Annotated in this window: 18 protein-coding genes; 17 read left to right on the top strand and 1 reads right to left on the bottom strand. The window is 72.3% G+C overall.

What is annotated here, in order from left to right:
• Nucleotides 1-196 precede the first annotated feature (196 nt).
• Nucleotides 197-1,795, top strand: a complete 1,599-nt coding sequence (locus tag ACRYCC_RS36585) for a DAK2 domain-containing protein (RefSeq protein ID WP_433818637.1) — start codon at nt 197-199, stop codon at nt 1,793-1,795.
• A gap of 24 nt (nt 1,796-1,819) precedes the next feature.
• Here the strand turns inward: ACRYCC_RS36585 and ACRYCC_RS36580 are convergent, their stop codons facing one another.
• Entirely contained in the window at nt 1,820-2,122 is a 303-nt protein-coding gene (locus tag ACRYCC_RS36580) for a hypothetical protein (RefSeq protein ID WP_433818635.1), read from the bottom strand.
• A gap of 169 nt (nt 2,123-2,291) precedes the next feature.
• Between ACRYCC_RS36580 and recG the strand changes: the two genes are divergently transcribed.
• The 16 genes from recG (at nt 2,292) to ftsY (ending at nt 18,598) form a co-directional block, all read left to right on the top strand.
• Nucleotides 2,292-4,493 (top strand): ATP-dependent DNA helicase RecG, encoded by a 2,202-nt coding sequence (gene recG / locus ACRYCC_RS36575; RefSeq protein ID WP_433818633.1) that lies wholly within the window; start codon nt 2,292-2,294, stop codon nt 4,491-4,493.
• Nucleotides 4,494-4,584: 91 nt separating this feature from the next.
• Nucleotides 4,585-4,662: a putative leader peptide gene (locus tag ACRYCC_RS36570; protein WP_433818864.1), complete on the top strand. Its 78-nt coding sequence runs from the start codon at nt 4,585-4,587 to the stop codon at nt 4,660-4,662.
• 45 nt (nt 4,663-4,707) lie between these two features.
• Nucleotides 4,708-5,580: a HEAT repeat domain-containing protein gene (locus ACRYCC_RS36565; protein ID WP_433818631.1), complete on the top strand. Its 873-nt coding sequence runs from the start codon at nt 4,708-4,710 to the stop codon at nt 5,578-5,580.
• 73 nt (nt 5,581-5,653) lie between these two features.
• On the top strand, nt 5,654-6,217 hold the full coding sequence (rsmD, locus tag ACRYCC_RS36560; RefSeq protein WP_433818629.1) for a 16S rRNA (guanine(966)-N(2))-methyltransferase RsmD: 564 nt from the start codon (nt 5,654-5,656) through the stop codon (nt 6,215-6,217).
• A 181-nt stretch (nt 6,218-6,398) separates the two neighbouring features.
• Entirely contained in the window at nt 6,399-6,878 is a 480-nt protein-coding gene (gene coaD, locus ACRYCC_RS36555) for a pantetheine-phosphate adenylyltransferase (RefSeq protein ID WP_433818628.1), read from the top strand.
• Between the two features lie 194 nt (nt 6,879-7,072).
• A complete protein-coding gene (locus ACRYCC_RS36550) occupies nt 7,073-7,564 on the top strand; it encodes a YceD family protein (protein ID WP_433818626.1) in 492 nt (163 codons plus the stop codon).
• Nucleotide 7,565: 1 nt separating this feature from the next.
• The gene (rpmF, locus tag ACRYCC_RS36545; RefSeq protein WP_433818624.1) at nt 7,566-7,742 is read left to right on the top strand and encodes a 50S ribosomal protein L32; all 177 of its coding nucleotides are present in this window, start codon (nt 7,566-7,568) and stop codon (nt 7,740-7,742) included.
• 314 nt (nt 7,743-8,056) lie between these two features.
• Nucleotides 8,057-8,812: a ribonuclease III gene (gene rnc / locus ACRYCC_RS36540; RefSeq protein ID WP_433818622.1), complete on the top strand. Its 756-nt coding sequence runs from the start codon at nt 8,057-8,059 to the stop codon at nt 8,810-8,812.
• 74 nt (nt 8,813-8,886) lie between these two features.
• Nucleotides 8,887-9,927, top strand: coding sequence for a bifunctional DNA-formamidopyrimidine glycosylase/DNA-(apurinic or apyrimidinic site) lyase (mutM, locus tag ACRYCC_RS36535; protein ID WP_433818620.1), 1,041 nt, complete (start codon nt 8,887-8,889; stop codon nt 9,925-9,927).
• Between the two features lie 132 nt (nt 9,928-10,059).
• A complete protein-coding gene (locus ACRYCC_RS36530) occupies nt 10,060-10,359 on the top strand; it encodes an acylphosphatase (RefSeq protein ID WP_433818863.1) in 300 nt (99 codons plus the stop codon).
• Nucleotides 10,360-10,537: 178 nt separating this feature from the next.
• Nucleotides 10,538-10,729, top strand: a complete 192-nt coding sequence (locus ACRYCC_RS36525; protein WP_433818618.1) for a hypothetical protein — start codon at nt 10,538-10,540, stop codon at nt 10,727-10,729.
• Between the two features lie 706 nt (nt 10,730-11,435).
• Nucleotides 11,436-15,095: a chromosome segregation protein SMC gene (gene smc / locus ACRYCC_RS36520; protein ID WP_433818617.1), complete on the top strand. Its 3,660-nt coding sequence runs from the start codon at nt 11,436-11,438 to the stop codon at nt 15,093-15,095.
• A gap of 99 nt (nt 15,096-15,194) precedes the next feature.
• Entirely contained in the window at nt 15,195-15,593 is a 399-nt protein-coding gene (locus tag ACRYCC_RS36515; RefSeq protein ID WP_433818615.1) for a globin domain-containing protein, read from the top strand.
• Nucleotides 15,594-15,644: 51 nt separating this feature from the next.
• Nucleotides 15,645-16,760, top strand: coding sequence for a globin domain-containing protein (locus ACRYCC_RS36510; RefSeq protein WP_433818613.1), 1,116 nt, complete (start codon nt 15,645-15,647; stop codon nt 16,758-16,760).
• A gap of 5 nt (nt 16,761-16,765) precedes the next feature.
• On the top strand, nt 16,766-17,410 hold the full coding sequence (locus ACRYCC_RS36505; protein ID WP_433818612.1) for a DivIVA domain-containing protein: 645 nt from the start codon (nt 16,766-16,768) through the stop codon (nt 17,408-17,410).
• Between the two features lie 39 nt (nt 17,411-17,449).
• Nucleotides 17,450-18,598, top strand: a complete 1,149-nt coding sequence (gene ftsY, locus ACRYCC_RS36500; protein ID WP_433818610.1) for a signal recognition particle-docking protein FtsY — start codon at nt 17,450-17,452, stop codon at nt 18,596-18,598.
• Nucleotides 18,599-18,620: the final 22 nt, after the last annotated feature.

Genomic DNA, 18,620 nt, shown 5'->3' with positions numbered 1-18,620 from the left:
TCCAAAGGTGTGTCGAAAATCGATGACCCTGAACGGGCGCTCGCTGAAGAGGTCCCGATCCGGGACGCTCACGTCAGGGTAGCCGAACCGGCGGCCGGACGGCGAATCGGCGGCCGATCCCTAGTCATACCGGGATGGTCCGTGCGATGAAGAATACTGAGGGCACATCACAACGTGGCGAGACCGGGAGGTTTGCGTGCGGGAGGTCCTCGACGTGGCGACCGTACGCACCTGGTGCAGGCTCGCGGCCGACGCACTCGGCCGTACCCGGGAGGAGATCGACGCCCTCAACGTGTTCCCGGTGCCCGACGGGGACACCGGGACCAACCTGCATCTGACCCTGCTGGCGGCGGCAGAGGCGGTGGAGGCGCTGCCGGACGGGGCGGACGTCGCGGAGACCTGGCAGGCGCTGACCCAGGGGGCGCTGCTGGGAGCCCGCGGCAACTCGGGAGTGATCGTCAGCCAGGTCTTCCGCGGGCTGACCGAGGTGCTCGGCGACCACGGCCCGGCCAAGGGCGGGGAGGTGCTCTTCCGGGCGCTCGCGCATTCGTCCGGGCTCGCCCGCACGGCCGTGGGCCATCCGGTGGAGGGCACCATCCTCAGCGTGCTGGACGCCGCGTCCGCGCGGGCGGGCGACCGGGTGTCCACCGACCGGACGCTGGCGGGCGTGGCCCGTGCCGCGGCCGAGGGGGCGCGTGCCGCCCTGCTGCGCACCACCGGGCAGCTGGACGTGCTGGCCAGGAACGGCGTGGTCGACGCCGGGGCGGCCGGGCTGTGCGTCGTGTTCGACGCTCTCGCCGCGGTGATCTGCGAGGAGTTCCCCGACCACTACGACGTGCCGGTCCGCGCGGCGGTGGCCGAACGCGAGGCGCCGCCGGAGGAGCCCGGCCCGGCCTACGAGGTCATGTACCTGCTGGACGCCACCGACGAGGTGATCCCGCCGCTGCGCCGGGAACTCGACGGGCTCGGCGACTCGCTCGTCGTGGTCGGCGGTGACGGCCTGTGGAACGTCCATGTGCACGTCGACGACGCCGGGGCCGCCATCGAGGCCGGGCTGGCGGCGGGACGGGCGCACCGCATCCGGGTGACGTATCTGCGGGCCTCCGGTGAGCACGGGCTGCGGCAGGCCCCGTGCACCGGCCGCGGGGTCGTCGCGGTGACCGCGGCCGACGGGCTGGCCGAGCTGTTCGAGAGCGGCGGGGCGCGGGTCGTCCGGCGCGAGTCGGGCACGGTGCCGGCGCTGGCGGTGCTGCTGGAGGCGATCCTGAGCGCCGGCGACGAGGTGGCGGTGCTGCCCAACGAGCCGGAGGTGCTCGCGATCGCGCACGCCGCCGCGGACGGTGCCCGCGACAGCGGGGTCCGGATCGCGGTGGTGCCGACCAAGGCCTCGGTCCAGGGACTGGCGGCGCTGGCCGTGCACGATCCGCTGCGGCGCTTCCACGACGACGTGATCGCGATGACCAGGGCGGCGGGCGCCACCAGGTTCGGCCACCTGCAGATCGCCGTCCACGAGGCCTTCACGAGTGTCGGCATCTGCCAGCCGGGCGACGTCCTCGGCCTGATCGACGGCGACGTACGGGTGATCGGCACGGATCTCACCGAGGTCGCGACGGAGATCCTCGACCGGATGCTCTCCGGCGGCGGCGAGCTGGTCACCCTCATCCCCGGCCTCGCTGCCTCCGCCGAGCTGCCGGAGACCCTGGAGCGGTACCTGCACACCACCCGCCCCGACGTCGAGGCCGCCGTCTACGAGGGCCGCCAGGAGCTCTACCCGCTGCTCATCGGCGTGGAGTGAAGGCGGAGTGAAAGGTGGAGTAGGTCAGGCGCTCACGCCCAGCACCCGGCGGATGGTGTCGACCGCACGGTCCAGCTCGCCGGCCGGCGCGATCTCCTCGGCCCAGCTCCACCGCAACCACCACTCGCCCCGGTCACGGCGCTCGATGACCACGTGCTCCTCCAGCCCCGGCGCGGCGGGATTGACCACGTGCAGGCTCGGCGGGCGGCCGATCGGCAGGTTGACCCTGGCGTACAGTCCCGCCGCGCACAGCAGCCCGGCCAGTTCCTCCAGGCGGGCGCTGGCGAAGCGCTGCTCGGCGACGGTCTCTTCCAGGTGGGCGACCACGACTATCTCCACTCCTTTGTGGCGATTTGGTGTTACTTGAAGGCTGTGTCGGCTTTACCCAACAACGCAAGCTGTAGTCCGATTCTTTACCAGGGCGCGCTCTCCCGGTGACCGGATCGAAGCCGACGGCCGCCCGCGATGGCGACCCGTGTCCGCGGGATGGGCTGTAATGGGGACCGTGGCGAAACCCGACGAGCCGCTGCGCAAGGTGCTCGGTGACAAGACGGCCAAAGTGATGAGCAGCGGCCTCGGCCTCGACACGGTCGGGGACCTGCTGCACCACTACCCGCGGCGGTACGCGCACCGCGGGGAGCTCACCGAGCTGGCCGGGCTGCAGGACGGCGAGCACGTCACCGTGATGGCCGAGGTGGTGAAGGTCCAGGGGCGCACGCTGAACCGCCGGCCGGACTACGTGCTCGAGATCACCGTCACCGACGGGACCGGTGAGCTCAAGCTGAGCTTCTTCGGCCGCAAGGGCTCCTACCGGCCCGAGAAGGAGCTCTCGCCCGGCACCCGTGGCCTGTTCGCCGGAAAGATCTCGACGTACTTCCCGCGAACCGGCCGGCCGCAGCGGCAGCTCGCCCATCCGGAGTACCGCGTCGTGGCGGCCAGGGGGGCGGCCGAGGCGGCCCAGGAGTGGGCCGAGGAGATGATCCCGGTCTATCCGGCCACCAAGGGCCTGGACACCTGGACGATCCAGGAGTGCGTGAAGCTGGTCCTCGACACCCTGGACCTCGGCCCGGACCCGATGCCGGGCCCCAGCCTGAAGCGGCACGGCTTCGTCGGCCTGCGGCAGGCCTACGAGGGCATCCACCGCCCGCGCGACCAGGATGAGCTCAGGCAGGCCCGCAGGCGGCTGAAGTGGGACGAGGCGTTCGTGCTCCAGGTCGCGCTGGCCCAGCGCCGGCGGGCCGCGAGCGCACTGCCCGCCAAGCCCCGTGGCCGCACGGAGGACGGCCTGCTGGCGGACTTCGACCGTCGGCTGCCGTTCACGCTCACCGAGGGGCAGGTGACGGTCGGCGAGGAGATCGCCGCCGACCTGGGCCGCGAGCACCCCATGCACCGGCTGCTCCAGGGCGACGTCGGCAGTGGGAAGACCGTGATCGCCCTGCGGGCGATGCTGCAGACCGTCGACTCCGGCGGCCAGGCCGCGCTGCTGGCGCCCACCGAGGTGCTCGCCCAGCAGCACTACCGCTCGATGATGACCATGCTCGGGCCGCTCGCGCAGGCCGGCCAGCTCGGCGGGGCCGACCACGCCACCCGGCTGGCGCTGCTCACCGGCTCGCAGGGCGCCAAGGCGCGGCGGCAGGCGCTGCTGGACGCCGCCTCGGGCGCCGCCGGCATCGTCGTCGGCACCCATGCCCTGCTGGAGGAGCACGTGCAGTTCGCCGACCTCGGCCTGGTCGTGGTGGACGAGCAGCACCGTTTCGGCGTGGAGCAGCGGGACGCGCTCCGCGAGAAGGTGGCCGGCGGACGCCCGCACGTGCTGGTGATGACCGCGACGCCCATCCCCCGTACGGTCGCGATGACGGTGTTCGGGGACCTCGACACCTCGACGCTGGCGCAACTGCCCGCCGGCCGGGCCGCGATCCAGACCCACGTGGTGCCGCCGGAGCGACCCGCCTTCCTCGCCCGGGCGTGGGAGCGGATCCGTGAGGAGGCCGCGAAGGGGCACCAGGTCTACGTCGTCTGTCCCCGGATCGGCGAGCAGGAGGGCGACGAGGGGGACGTCCCCGCCGGCGAGGGCGAGGAGAGCAGGCCGATGCGGGCCGTCCTGGAGGTCGCGCCCAGGCTGGAGCACGAGTGGCTGCCCGGCCTGCGGATCGGGGTGCTGCACGGCAAGCTGCACCCCGACGAGAAGGACGCCGTGATGCGCCGGTTCACCGAGCGGCAGCTCGATGTGCTGCTCGCCACCACCGTCATCGAGGTCGGGGTCGACGTGCCCAACGCCACGGTCATGATGATCATGGATGCCGACCGTTTCGGGGTCTCCCAGCTGCACCAGCTGCGCGGCCGGGTCGGCCGGGGCGGCCTGCCGGGGCTGTGCCTGCTCGTCACCGACGCGGCCGAGGGGACCAAGGCCCGCGAACGGCTGGCCGCCGTCGCCTCCACCACCGACGGTTTCGAGCTGTCCCGGCTCGACCTCGAACAGCGCCGCGAGGGCGACGTGCTCGGGGCGACCCAGGCGGGGCGGTCCTCCAGCCTGCGGCTGCTGACCCTGGTCTACGACGAGAAGGTGATCCTCAAGGCCAGGGACGAGGCGGCCGCGCTGGTGGAAGCCGATCCCGACCTGGCCGGTCATCCGCTGCTGGCCGCCGAGCTGGCGGCGCTGGTCGACGCGGACCGCGCGGAGTACCTGGAGAAGACCTAGACCGAGCGCCCGGGGCCGGGGAACTCCCTGCGCGAAACGTTTTCCTATTTAGCCGATTGACTTGATAGGAAAAGTGGCACACGATGGGCGGATGACTCCGCGGGCACTGAGCGAGCGGCTGCACGTCGACCTCCGGCGGCAGGCCAGCGCGTTGTGTCCCCGTCGCTGATTCCCGAGACCCAGTCAGGAACCCGACGGCCCGGAGGCCTCAGCCATGACCACCGATCAGATCCAGCCCGAGACGACCACCGACCAGCACGTCCCCGCCGAGCTCGAGGGGTATCTCCGCCATCCGGACCCGGCCGTCCGGCGCGCCGCCGCCGGGCTGCTCGCCGGCGATCCCCGGGATGCCGGGGACACCCTCGCCTGGGCCCTCGCGGACACCGACGATCAGGTACGGCGGATCGCCGCCGACGCGCTGCGGGTCCTGCCCGAGGTGCACATCGGGTCGGAGGGCGTCCAGGCGCTGCTGCTCGCCGCGAGCGGGGGCCGGGACGCCCACGTGCGCGACACCGCGGCCGAGACGCTCCGCCTGCTCGCCGAGAGCGCCGAGGAGCTCTACACCCAGGGACTGCACGACGGCGAAGCCCATCTGCGCGTGGAGGCCGTGCTCGGGCTGGTCGAGCTGAGGGCCGTCGCCAGGGTGGGGGAGAGCGCCGACGACCCGGTCCGCGAGGTCAGGGTCGCGGTCGCGCAGGGCCTCGGCCGGCTCGGCACCGAGACGGGCGTCGCCGCGCTGGCGCAGCTCATCACCGACCACGACCCGGTCGTCCGGATGGCGGCGATCGAGGCCGCGGCCGAGCTGGGCGTCCCGGAGGCGCTGGCCAGCCGGGTCGTCACGGCCATCGCGCACACCTCCTGGCAGGTCCGCAAGCGTGCCGCCGTCGCACTCGGCGCCGCGCCGCCCGACGTCGCGATCAACCCGCTGATCCGGGCGCTCGGCGACCGCATCGTGGACGTACGCCGCGCCGCGGTCCGCTCGCTGGAGCGCTGGGCCGATCGCCCCGAGGTCGCCGGGGCGCTCACCGCGGCTCTCACCGATCCCGATCCGGGCGTACGGACCCAGGTCCGCTGGGCGCTGGCCTGACCCGGCGCGGTCCCGCCGCGGCGGAGGCGGGACCACGCTGCGGGAGCTCCCGGGAGGCGGCAGACTGGACCCCGTGAGCAGGGTCATCGCGGGGAGCGCGGGCGGACGTCGGCTGGCCGTGCCGGCGGGGCGGGACACCAGGCCGACCAGCGACCGGGCCAGGGAGGGGCTGTTCGCCACGGTGCTGGCACTCCTCGGCCCCCTCCAGGGCTGCCGGGTGGCCGATCTCTTCGCCGGGTCGGGGGCGGTCGGGCTGGAGGCGCTGTCGCGGGGCGCCGAGCACGCGTTGCTCGTCGAGTCCCACCCACGGGCCGCCCGGGTCATCCGCGAGAACATCGCCTCGCTGGGCCTGCCCGGCGCCCTGCTGACCACCGACCGGGTGGAGCGGGTGGTCCGGCGTCCGCCCTCCGAGCCGTACGACCTGATCTTCGCCGACCCGCCGTACGCCCATCCCGCCGAGGCGGTGACCGGCCTGCTGGAGTCGCTGCGCGACCACGGCTGGGCGGCGGCGGACGGCCTGGTCGCGGTCGAGCGCGCCACCCGGGGCGGCGAGCTGGCCTGGCCGGCCGGCTACACCGCGGAACGGCACCGCACCTACGGCGAGGCGACCTTCTGGTACGGCCGCGCGGACGCATGAGCGGCCGGACATGAGGCGGATCCGGCGGGCGTAGCCGCGCCGGCCGGGGAGGCCCGTGGGGGAGGGGGCCGGGTGGCGGCTCGCGCAGGGGCCGGGAGAATGGTGCACGGTACGCATTTGGTACGGTCGCGCCCGCAGGCCTTTGCCGGACCAACCCGCCGGACCAAGGGGGATTCACCTCGTGCGTCGTGTCGTTTGTCCCGGGTCCTTCGACCCCGTCACGCATGGGCACCTCGACATCATCAGCCGGGCCTCCCGGCTCTACGACGAAGTCGTTGTCGCCGTACTGATCAACAACACCAAGCAGGGACTCTTCACGGTCGACGAGCGGATCGAGATGCTCGGGCTGGTGACCAAGGAGTACGGCAACGTCAAGGTGGACAAGTTCCACGGCCTGCTCGTGGACTACTGCCGGCAGAACGACATTCCCGTCATCGTCAAGGGGCTGCGGGCGGTCAGCGACTTCGACTACGAGCTGCAGATGGCGCAGATGAACCACCGGCTGGCGGGGGTGGAGACGCTGTTCATGTCCACCAACCCGCTGTACTCCTTCCTCTCGTCGAGCCTGATGAAAGAGGTCGCCAAGCACGGCGGGGACGTCTCCGGGCTGGTCCCGGACATCATCCAGCAGCGGCTCGTGGAGCGTCTCGCGCAGGGGTGATCCACACTCTCGGTCCGGGCGGCGGCCCGGTCCCGAGTTGGGTCGGCGACCCGCGTTTCGGTACGCTGGTCATCGGCCATGCCCGACGGCGGTGTTTCGTCGTGCCTCACGAAAGCAGGAGAGCTCTGAATCGTCGCGATCCCAACGGTCCCCTGGCGCTCGACACCCGCGCACTGGGGCGACGGCCGGGATCCATGCGGACGGAGCACCTGGTCGTGCCGGCACCGGCGGATCTCGGCGTCGAGATGGTCGGCGTTCCCAAAGACGCGGATCTCGAGCTGGACATCCGGCTCGAGGCGGTGATGGAGGGCGTGCTGCTGTCGGGCACGACGCGCGTACCCCTGGTCGGGGAGTGCGCGCGGTGCCTGGAACCTTTCAGCTCGGAGTTCGAGGTGGAGTTCCAGGAGCTCTTCGTCTACACCGACACCCGCTCCGGCGGGGAGGCCGAGGAGGACGAACGCCGCCTCGAAGGAGATTTCATCGATCTCGAGCCGGTGCTCCGGGACGCGGTGGTGCTCGCGCTACCGTTGTCCCCGCTGTGCCGGGACGACTGTCCCGGCCTGTGCTCGGAGTGCGGTGTGAAGCTGGCGGAAGCCGGTCCCGACCACCATCACGACGCCGTTGACCCCCGGTGGGCGGCTCTGCAGGGCATCACTGACCTACGAGAAGAAAGCCAGGAGGGCTGAAGTGGCCGTCCCGAAGCGGAAGAAGTCGCGCAGCAACACGCGGCACCGGCGTTCGCAGTGGAAGGCCGCCGCGCCGACCCTGGTCGCATGCCCGCAGTGCCGGGAGCAGAAGCTGCCGCACACCGCGTGCGCCAACTGCGGCACGTACGACCGACGTCAGGTCATCGAGGTGTCCTGATCCATGGACGGCGGCGGGATTGCATGATCACGACACGTGGTCGTGCAATCCTTCCGTTCTCGCGGTAGGGGCCGGATGCGCGCGGTGCGCGGATCCGTCCCGACGCGATCCCATCCCGTCGAGCGGGTGGCGGGGCAGCCCGAGGCCGTGGTGCACGCCGGAGCGTCGGCTCACCGGCGGGGACCTCGTCTTCGCGGAACCCCTCTCACGTGCGTCGTCTCCGGTCCTCCGGCGGGAGCACCGGAACACCGTCGTACACGTCACTCGCCGTAGCGACTGGCCCACGATGTGGCGCCGACCTACGAGGAGGACACGTGAACACCAAGTTTCCCGAACCCCTGTCCGACCGTGCCGAGCTGGAGGCCGGACTGGGCGTCAAGCTCGACCCGGCGCTGCTGGAGCGGGCCCTGACGCACCGCTCGTACGCCTACGAGAACGGCGGGCTGCCCACCAACGAGCGCCTGGAGTTCCTCGGTGACTCGGTGCTGGGCCTGGTCGTCACCGACACCCTGTACCGCGGTCATCCCGACCTGCCCGAGGGGCAGCTGGCCAAGCTCCGGGCGGCCGTGGTCAACATGCGGGCCCTCGCGGGCGTGGCCCGCGGCCTCGAGCTCGGCTCCCACATCCGGCTCGGCCGGGGCGAGGAGGGCACCGGTGGCCGCGACAAGTCCTCGATCCTCGCCGACACGCTCGAGGCGCTCATCGGCGCGGTCTATCTCGACCTCGGGCTCGGGGAGGCCTCGGACCTGGTCCACCGGCTGTTCGACGGGCTGATCGCCCGGTCCGCCAGCCTGGGCGCCGGGCTGGACTGGAAGACCTCCCTGCAGGAGCTGACCGCCACTGAGGAGCTCGGCGTCCCCGACTACCACGTGGACGAGAGCGGCCCCGACCACCAGAAGACCTTCCGTGCCTCGGTACGCGTGGGCGGGCAGAGCTACGGGTCCGGCGAGGGCCGCAGCAAGAAGGAGGCCGAGCAGCACGCCGCCGAGGCCGCCTGGACCGCCATCCGCGAGCTCGCCCTCCAGCGGGAGCGGGAGCCGGGCACGGGATCCCGGACCGCCCCCGGCTGAGCCCCGCCCCCCGAGCCCCCACCCACGATCCCGGGCCACGATCATGGTCCGGGGTGCGCTGAGGAGATGCCGCTGTGCCCGAACTGCCCGAGGTCGAAGTGGTGCGCCGGGGCCTGGAGAGCTGGGCCGCGGGCCGTACGGTCGAGTCGGCCGAGGTCCTGCACCCCCGGGCGGTCCGGCGGCATCCGGCCGGTCCCGGCGACTTCGCCGCCCGGCTGACCGGCCGCCGGCTGCTCCCGCCCCGGCGCCGCGGCAAGTACCTCTGGATCCCGCTCGGCGACCCCTCCCCGTCCTCTCCCTCCCCGTCCTCCGTGATCACGCAATCGATCGACCGGCGATTGCATGACCACGAAGGGAGGGCGACGGCGGAGGGGGAGGCGCTGCTGGCGCATCTGGGGATGAGCGGGCAGTTGCTGGTGGGAGAGGCCGACCGGCCCTTCGAGAAGCATCTGCGGGTACGGGTCACCTTCACCGACGGCGGGCTGGACCTCCGCTTCGTGGACCAGCGGACCTTCGGCCATCTCATGATCGACGAGCTGGTCGCCGACGTCTTCGGCGGCACGGCCCATGCCGCCGGCACCGCCCGTGACGCCGTGAACGCGGCCCCCGCGCCGGCCGGGCCCGTCTCCACGGCGGAGCCCACGGTGCCGCGGGCCATCGCGCACATCGCCCCGGACCCGCTGGAGGAGGCCTTCGACGAGGAGACGTTCTTCCGGTCGCTCCGGCGGCGGCGTACCGGGATCAAGCGTGCGCTGCTCGACCAGTCTCTGATCAGCGGCGTGGGCAACATCTACGCGGACGAGGCCCTGTGGCGGTCCAGGCTGCACTGGGCACGCCCGACCGAGACCATGACCCGCGCCGAGGCCGCCCGGCTCCTGACGGCCGCACGAGAGGTCATGGCGGCGGCCCTGAACGTCGGGGGCACCTCCTTCGACAGCCTCTACGTCAACGTCAACGGGGAGAGCGGCTACTTCGACCGGTCGCTGAACGCCTACGGGCGCCGGGACGAGCCCTGCGAGCGGTGCGGCACGCCGATCCGCCGCGACGTGTTCATGAACCGCTCGTCCTACAGCTGCCCCCGCTGCCAGCCGCGCCCCCGCAGGCCCCGGCTCTGAGCTCGCCGCCGGGTCCTACGATCGATGACCATGAACATCGGCAGGGACGCCCGCGGAGACACCGGCGGTGACATCGGCACAGGCACCGGCGGGAATACCGGTCCGGAGGGGATTCGCGAGGAAGAGGTCCGGATGGGAGCCACGGCGCAGGACCCCGGCGAGACGGTACGGCTGACCGCGTGGGTGCGGGGGCAGGTGCAGGGGGTCGGGTTCCGCTGGTGGGTCCGGGCGAGGGCGCTGGAGCTGGGTCTGGTGGGCTCGGCGGCCAATCTGCGGGACCGGCGGGTCGAGGTGGTCGCCGAGGGGCCGCGGGCGGCCTGTGAGCGGCTGCTGGAGCTGCTGCGCTCTCCGGGGACCCCGGGCCGGGTCTCCGGAGTGGTGGAGCAGTGGGGCTCTCCCCGCGGTGACCTGGCTGATTTCCTGGAAAGGTGACCCGGTGCGGGAATCGGCTTCGTAAGTGCTAAACTCGGGGGGACATGTTGTTACCGGCATGTGATGTCCGTCTTGACCGACACACCAGCTGGTGCGACCCTAGATGATACGCGCATCGACTTGGATTTCTCTTCATGCGCGGTTCCTGCTGGTTACTCAGCGTGGAGGACCCTTAATCATGGCGAAGGCTCTACTTGGCCACGTCGGCGGTCCCGACCCCCGGATCGTCGCAGAGATGCGACGTCTCCAGCGGCGTGTTCGGGACCTTGAAGCCGAGCTCCTGCGGCTTCAGTCGGAGAACGACGTACTGGCATCGGTTGATCAGGACGAGGTCCTGATCTTGAAGGACCGTGAACCAGCGCTGACATAACCGTCCGCGCACGTCACTGTCCGTGCACGGCGCAAGAACTGCACAACACCTGGGACGCCGCTCCGGCGTCCCTTTTGTTTTGTCCAGTGACGTCCCATTTCTCGGGTCGATTCCGTCACGCCGCATCACGCCCGCATCACGTGTCCGTCACGTGCCCGTCAAGCCGCGTTCAATGAACGGCCGGGGAACCGTCAGGGCGTCGTCCAGGGCCCCGTCGGGGAGCTCTCCGGTGGCCACCGGAGAAAAGGCGGGCCGAGAAAGGCCGCCAGAGAAACGGCACAGAGAAAGGCCAGGTCAGGTCAGGTTTCGGTCGAGAAAAGAGACCTGGCCCCGCCCTGCCGGCCCCCGTACGACCCGTCGTGGCACCCTTCGTACGGTCCTCTCGTACGGCCCTCCGGCCGGGCCGCGTGGCAGGACCGCCCCCGGCCGCCGCCGGCGGGTTCACGTCCGTGCCGCGGTGGCCGAGCGGAACGTGCCGCTCCGCAGGACGGCGCGCCGTGACATCGCTGTTTGCCGGGACGGACCGCTCATGTGGGCGGATCATGGCACATTGGGAACGCGGGCCGCAGCCGGAATCCCCGGTGTGCGGTCCGACGACCGGTATCGTTCGACCTGCTGAGGCAGGCCGCGGGACCGAGCGGCCACCGACCGGGGGGTGCGACCTCTTCGCACGTTCCCACGCCATGAGGACGAGGAGAGCGCGCGGGTGTATCTCAAAAGCCTGACGCTGCGCGGTTTCAAGTCCTTCGCGTCCTCGACCACGCTGCGCTTCGAGCCCGGCATCACCTGTGTGGTGGGCCCCAACGGCTCGGGCAAGTCGAACGTCGTCGACGCGCTCGCCTGGGTGATGGGCGAGCAGGGGGCCAAGTCGCTGCGCGGCGGCAAGATGGAGGACGTCGTCTTCGCCGGCACCGCCAGCCGGCCGCCGCTGGGCCGCGCCGAGGTCATCCTCACCATCGACAACGCCGACGGCGCGCTGCCGATCGACTACTCCGAGGTGACGATCAGCCGGCTGCTGTTCCGGTCCGGCCAGAGCGAGTACTCCATCAACGGGGACTCCTGCCGGCTGCTGGACGTCCAGGAGCTGCTCTCGGACTCCGGCATCGGCCGGGAGATGCACGTGATCATCGGCCAGGGCCAGCTCGACGCCGCCCTGAACTCCGGCCCCGAGGGCAGGCGCGCGGTGATCGAGGAGGCCGCCGGCGTCCTCAAGCACCGCAAGCGCAAGGAGAAGGCGCTCCGCAAGCTGGACGCCATGCAGGCCAATCTGACCCGCGTCCAGGACCTCACCGGTGAGCTGCGCCGCCAGCTCAAGCCGCTCGGCAAGCAGGCCGAGATCGCCCGCCGGGCCGCGGTGATCCAGGCGGAGCTGCGCGACTCCCGGCTCCGGTTGCTCGCCGACGATCTGCTGACGATGCGCGGGAAGCTGGAGGAGGAGGCCGCGGACGAGGCGGCCGTACGCCAGCGGCGCGCCGCCGTCGAGAAGGGCCTGCACGACGCGCAGACCCGGGAGACCGAGCTGGAGGCCGAGGCGCAGGCCGAGGCGCCCCGGCTGGCCGCCGTCCAGGACACCTGGTTCCAGCTCTCCTCGCTCAAGGAGCGGCTCAAGGGCGTCGCCGGCGTCGCCGCCGAACGGCACCGGCACGCCGCCGGGAGCCAGGGCGAGGCCGTGCGCGGCCGCGACCCGGAGGACATGGAGCGGGAGGCCGCCGAGGTCCGCGCGCAGGAGGAGGTGCTGCGCGAGCTGCTCGAGGACGCCCAGGAGGCGCTGACCGGAGCCGTACGGGAACGCACCGAGGCCGAGGCGGCCCTCAAGGAAGAGGAGCGCCGGCTGCAGGCCGCCGCCCGGGCCGCCGCCGACCGGCGGGAGGGACTGGCCCGGCTGCGCGGCCAGGTGGAGGCGCTGCGCAGCAAGGTCCAGGCGGGGGAGTCGGAGATAGGGCGGCTCACCACCGCCCGGGTGGAGGCCGAGGAGCGGGCGGACACCGCCCAGGGCGAGTATGAGGCCTACGAGACCAAGGCCGTCGAGGATCCCGAGCTCGCCGCCGACCACGAGATGGCCCAGGAGGCGCTCGCGGAGGCCCGGACCGCCGCCGACACGGCACGCGAGTCGGTCAACGGCCCCAAGGACGCGGTCCGGCGGGCCCGGGAGGCCGTCGCGGCCGCCCGCGCCGCGGATCAGCAGGCGCAGCGCCAGGTGGCCGCCCTGCAGGCCCGGATCGAGGCGCTTGAGCTGACCCTGGGCAGCGCCGCCGACGGCGGCGAGGTGCTGCTGGGAGCCGGCCTCGACGGCGTGCTCGGCACCATGGCGTCCCTGCTCACCGTGCGGCCCGGCGCCGAGGTGGCGGTCGCCGCCGCGCTGGGGGCCGCCGCCGAGGCCGTCGCGGTCGGCTCGCTCGACACGGCGGAGGCCGCGCTGACCCTGCTGCGCGACCGGGAGGCCGGGCGGGCCGGCCTGGTCGTCGGGTCCGGGCCGGCGCCGGAACGGCCGCGGGCCGCCCTCCCGGACGGCGCCGAGTACGCGCTGGACCTGATCTCCGTGCCGGACTCCGTGCTGCCCGCGCTGCGGCACCTGCTGCACGGCGTGGTCGTCGTCGCGGGCCTGGCGGCCGCCCGGGCGCTGGTGGCCGCCGAGCCGGAGCTGCGCGCGGTGACCCGTGACGGCGATCTGCTCGGCGCGCACTGGGCACAGAGCGGCGGCACGGGCGGCGGGCAGAGCCTGCTGCAGATGCGGGTGACCCTGGACGAGGCGGGCAAGGACCTCCTCACCGCCCAGGAGGCGGCGGCGCGGACTGCGGACGCGCTGACCGAGGCCGCCGCCGGCGACCAGCGGGCCCAGGCCGAGCTGGAGGCCGCCCAGGCGGCGGTCGGCCAGGCCCAGTCGATGGTCAACCAGGCGCAGTCGGCGCTGGACCGGGTGCGGGCACGGCTCCGCGACGCGGACGCCAAGGCCGCTCAGGAGGCCAAGGCCGCCGCGCGGCTGGAGGCCGGGGTACGGGCCGCCAGGGGCGAGGTCGAGCGCCTGGACAAGGCCGCCCGGACGGCCGGGGAGGCCCGCGCGCGTGACGTCGAGGCGATGGAGCGGCTCGAAGAGCGGCTCGCCATGGCCGAGGCGGAGACCGAGACCTTCGAGGAGTTCGACGGCGGCGACCGGGACGAGCTGAACGCCCGTTGCCAGGAGCTGCGCTCCGCCGAGATGGAGGCGCGGCTGTCGGTCCGCACGGCCGAGGAGCGGGTCAAGGCGATCGCCGGGCGGGCCGACGCGCTGGAGCGCGGCGCCCGCCGCGAGCGGGAGCAGCGCGCCAGGGCGGAGGCCCGCAGGAAGCGCCTGGAGCGCGAGGCCCGCATCGCCAAGGCGGTCGGCAGGGCCGGCCGGCTGGCCCTGGAGCGCATCGAGGTGTCGCTGGACGTCGCCGTCGCCGAGCGGGAGGCCGCCGAGCGGGCCCGGGCGGCCCGGGACGCCGAGCTCAGGGTCGTCCGCACCCAGGTACGCGACCTGTCGACCCAGCTGGAGCGGCTGGTCAACGTCGTGCACGGCAGCGAGGTGGCCCGCGCCGAGCAGCGCCTGCGGCTGGAGCAGATGGAGGAGCGGGCGCTGGAGGAGTACGGCATGGAGGTCGCGGGCCTCATCGCCGAGTACGGGCCCGACCAGCTCATCCCGCCGGGGCCGGAGGCCGCTCCGGACGCCGTTCCGCAGCCGTACGACCGGGCCGTCCAGGAGAAGCGGGCCAAGGCGGCCGAGCGGCAGATGACGCTGCTGGGCAAGGTCAACCCGCTCGCCCTGGAGGAGTTCGCGGCGCTGGAGGAGCGGCACGCGTTCCTCACCTCGCAGCTCGAGGACCTGAAGAAGACCCGGCGCGACCTGCTGACCGTCGTCAAGGAGGTCGACGACCGGGTGCAGCAGGTGTTCGCCGCGGCGTTCGAGGACACCGCGCGGGAGTTCGAGCGGGTCTTCGCCCGGCTCTTCCCCGGCGGCGAGGGGCGGCTGACCCTGACCGAGCCGCACGACATGCTCACCACCGGGGTGGAGGTCGAGGCCCGGCCGCCGGGCAAGAAGGTCAAGCGGCTGTCGCTGCTGTCCGGCGGTGAGCGGTCCCTGGTGGCCGTCGCCATCCTGGTGGCGATCTTCCGTGCCCGGCCCTCGCCGTTCTACGTCCTCGACGAGGTCGAGGCGGCGCTCGACGACACCAACACCCAGCGGCTGCTCGGGGTGCTGGAGGAGCTGCGCGAGTCCTCGCAGCTCATCATGATCACCCACCAGAAGCGGACCATGGAGGGCGCGGACGCCCTCTACGGGGTGAGCATGCGCGGCGACGGCGTGACCCAGGTCGTCAGTCAGCGGCTGCGCGAGCCCGAGCCCGCCTGATCTCGGTGCAGGCCGGTGCCCTGCCGGGGTTGCGCATGATCCACCGATACCACTAGGTATATGACCCGAAATGGATCAACGTACCGATTGGGAGATCGTATGGAACCGCAGCGTCTCAAGGACAATTTCGCGCTCGTCGGTACGCACGGCATCGAGGTGGCCGAGTTCTTCTACGCGGACCTGTTCGAGAAGAACCCGGGAGTGCGGCCGCTGTTCTCCGGCTCGATGAAGGCCCAGCACGAGAAGCTGCTCTCCGCGCTGTCGTACATCGTCTCGACGGTCGACGACCCCGCGGCGCTGGTGCCCTTCCTGCAGGACCTCGGCCGCAGGCACGAGGGCTTCGGCGCGCTCCCCGAGCACTTCCCCGCGGTCGGTGGCAGCCTGCTCGCCACCTTGGAGCACTTCAGTGGCGACCAGTGGAACGATGATCTCGCCAAGGACTGGGCGGAGGCGTACGGCGTCGTCTCGCAGGTCATGATCGAAGCTCCTGCTGCCTGACAAGTCACATCCGTCACTTTGGTCACAAATGTCGCTGTAGGGTCATGAGGCGTGGATGCTCAGCGATTGAAGGACAACTTCGCGCAGGTGGCGCAGCACGGCGACGCCGTAGCACTGTTCTTCTACTCTGACCTGTTCGTACGGAACCCGCATCTACGGGACATGTTCCCGGTCGGGATGAGCCAGCAGCGCGACAAGCTGCTCGGCGCGCTCGGCCGGATCGTCTCCCAGGTGGACGCGCTGCCCGAGCTGGTGCCCTTCCTGCAGCAGCTCGGGCGCGACCACCGCAAGTTCAGCATCGTGGCCGAGCACTACCCCGAGGTGGGGGCCAGCCTGCTCGCCACGCTGCGCTACTTCTCGGGCGTCTCCTGGACCGAGGAACTCGCCAAGGAGTGGGCCGCCGCCTACGGCCTGGTGTCCAAGGTGATGCTGGACGCCGCGCACGACGACGGCGGCGTGCGGCCCGCCTGGTGGAACGCCCAGGTCATCAGCCATGAGCGGCGGCGGTTCGACCTCGCGGTGTTCCGGGTCGCCCCCGACCAGCCGCTGCCCTACCTGCCCGGCCAGTCCGTGGCCGTGGAGACCCGGGCCCGGCCGCGGGCCTGGCGGTACCTGTCGATGGCCAACGCGCCCCGGTCCGACCACACCATCGACTTCCACGTCCGGCTGGTGGACGGGGGTTCGGTCAGCCACGCGCTGGTGCGGAGCCTGCGCGTCGGGGACTGGCTGCGGCTGGGGCCCGCGATCGGCACGCTGACCCTCAACGAGACCTCCACCCGGGACGTCCTGCTCATCGCGGGCAGCACCGGCCTGGCCCCGCTGAAGGCCATCCTGGAGCAGCTCGCCGCCAAGGAGACCCCGCCGCGCGTCCATCTGTTCTTCGGGGCCCGCACCTCCGACGCGCTCTACGACCTCGACGATCTGCGCAAACGCCAGGCTCAGCTGCCGTGGCTGACCGTGGTGCCGACGGTGTCCGACGAGGCGGTCGCCGGCGCGGAGCAGGGGGATCTGCCCGACGTCGTGGCCAGGCACGGCCGGTGGGACGGTCACGACGCCTACATCTGCGGCCCGCCGGACATGGCGGTCGCCACTGCCGCACGGCTCGAACGACTGGGTCTTGGCAGAGACCACATCAGGCTGGAATCCTTCGGCGACGCACAGAGGTGAGCTCTTTGAATCCCCTGAATCTTCCGGCGGCGAATCTTCCGGCGACGCGTGGTGAGGCTTCCAGGCTGAGCCCGGCCGAGCTGCAGTCGGTGCACTTCGGCAAGGCGGCGCTGGGCCGCCGTGGTTACGACGAACAGCAGGTCGACTATTTCTTCGAGCGGGTCCAGCGGGAGCTGCTCCAGGTGCTCAACGAGCGGGCCGCGCTCTCGGACGAGGTCTCCCGGCTGCGGGAGCGGGTCTCCAACGAGGCGTCCGCGACCATGCGGCCCGAGGACGCGCACCTGCAGGCCGTGCGGGTCCTGTCCCAGGCCCAGCAGACCGCCGACCAGTACGTCGCCGAGGCCGAGCGTTACGGCCGGGACCTGGCGGCCGAGGCCAGACGGCACCGGGACGAGATCCTCGGTGATGCCCGCACCCGGGCGGTCCAGGTGCTGGAGGGCGCCCACCAGCAGGCCGCGATGGCGGCGGCCGCGGTGCCGGTGCCCGCGGCCCCGGACCCCTCGAACCGGCAGGAGCTGGAGCGTGAGCTCGCCTATCTGCGGACCTACAGCGAGGTCTACCGCACCCACCTGCGCTCCTACCTGGAGGCGCTGCTGCGCAACGTCGACGAGTGGGAACGGTCGGAGCGCGGCGCCTTGACCTCCGACTGACCATGGCAGGGCTTCTGGTCTGAGAGACTTGAGGGCGCTATGGAATATGTGATCCTCATCGTCGCCTTGGCCGTGCTCGCCGTCGTCGTGGTCGGAGGTGGGCTGTTCCTGCTGCGGCCCGGACGCCGCACGGTGCCGCCTCCCGCGCGGCCCGAGGTGCCCACCCGGCCGGGTGGCACCACGGTCACCGAGGACGACCTGGTCGCCCCGGCCGCCACGGCGCCCGTGGTCGAGGCGCCGCCCGCCCCGGAGATCGAGCTGCCGCCGCCGTCGGCGGGCCGGCTGGTCCGGCTGCGCGCGCGGCTGGCCCGCTCGCAGAGCGGCTTCGGCAAGACCCTGCTGGCCGTGCTCTCCCGGGACTCGCTCGACGACGACGCGTGGGACGAGATCGAGGACACCCTCATCACCGCCGACGTGGGCGTCGCCCCGACCCGGCTGATCGTGGACGACCTCCGGACCAAGGTGAAGGTGCTGGGCAGCCGCGGGCCGCAGGAGGTACGCGAGCTGCTCAAGAACGAGCTGGTGGCGCAGATCGGGCCGGACCTGGACCGGGCCCTGCGCACCGAGCCGCACGCGAACCGGCCCGCCGTGGTGCTCGTCGTCGGGGTCAACGGCACCGGCAAGACCACCACCTGCGGCAAGCTGGCCAGAGTCCTGGTCGGGGACGGGCGCACCGTGCTGCTGGGCGCCGCCGACACCTTCCGCGCCGCCGCCGCCGACCAGCTCGTCACCTGGGGCACCCGGGTGGGGGCCGAGGTGGTCCGCGGGCCGGAGGGCTCGGATCCGGCCAGCGTGGCCTTCGAGGCCGTCAAGCAGGGCATCGAGAGCAAGGTCGACACCGTCATCGTCGACACGGCCGGCCGCCTGCACACCAAGACCGGCCTGATGGACGAGCTCGGCAAGGTCAAGCGGGTCGTCGAGAAGCAGGCCGAGGTGGACGAGGTGCTGCTCGTCCTGGACGCCACCACCGGGCAGAACGGCCTGCGGCAGGCACGGATCTTCGCCGAGGTCGTCAACGTCACGGGGATCGTGCTGACCAAGCTCGACGGCACGGCCAAGGGCGGCATCGTCATCTCCGTCCAGCGCGAGCTCGGCGTCCCGGTCAAGCTCGTCGGCCTGGGAGAGGGGCCGGACGACCTCGCGCCCTTCGAGCCCGAGGCTTTCGTCGACGCCATCCTCGGAGACTAAACGTCGGTTTTCTGAGCGAGTT

This window comes from Actinomadura scrupuli (assembly GCF_050971785.1).
GTDB lineage: Bacteria > Actinomycetota > Actinomycetes > Streptosporangiales > Streptosporangiaceae > Actinomadura_E > Actinomadura_E scrupuli.
Note: the sequence above shows the minus strand (reverse complement) of the source record. Positions and strands in the feature narration are given on the sequence as shown.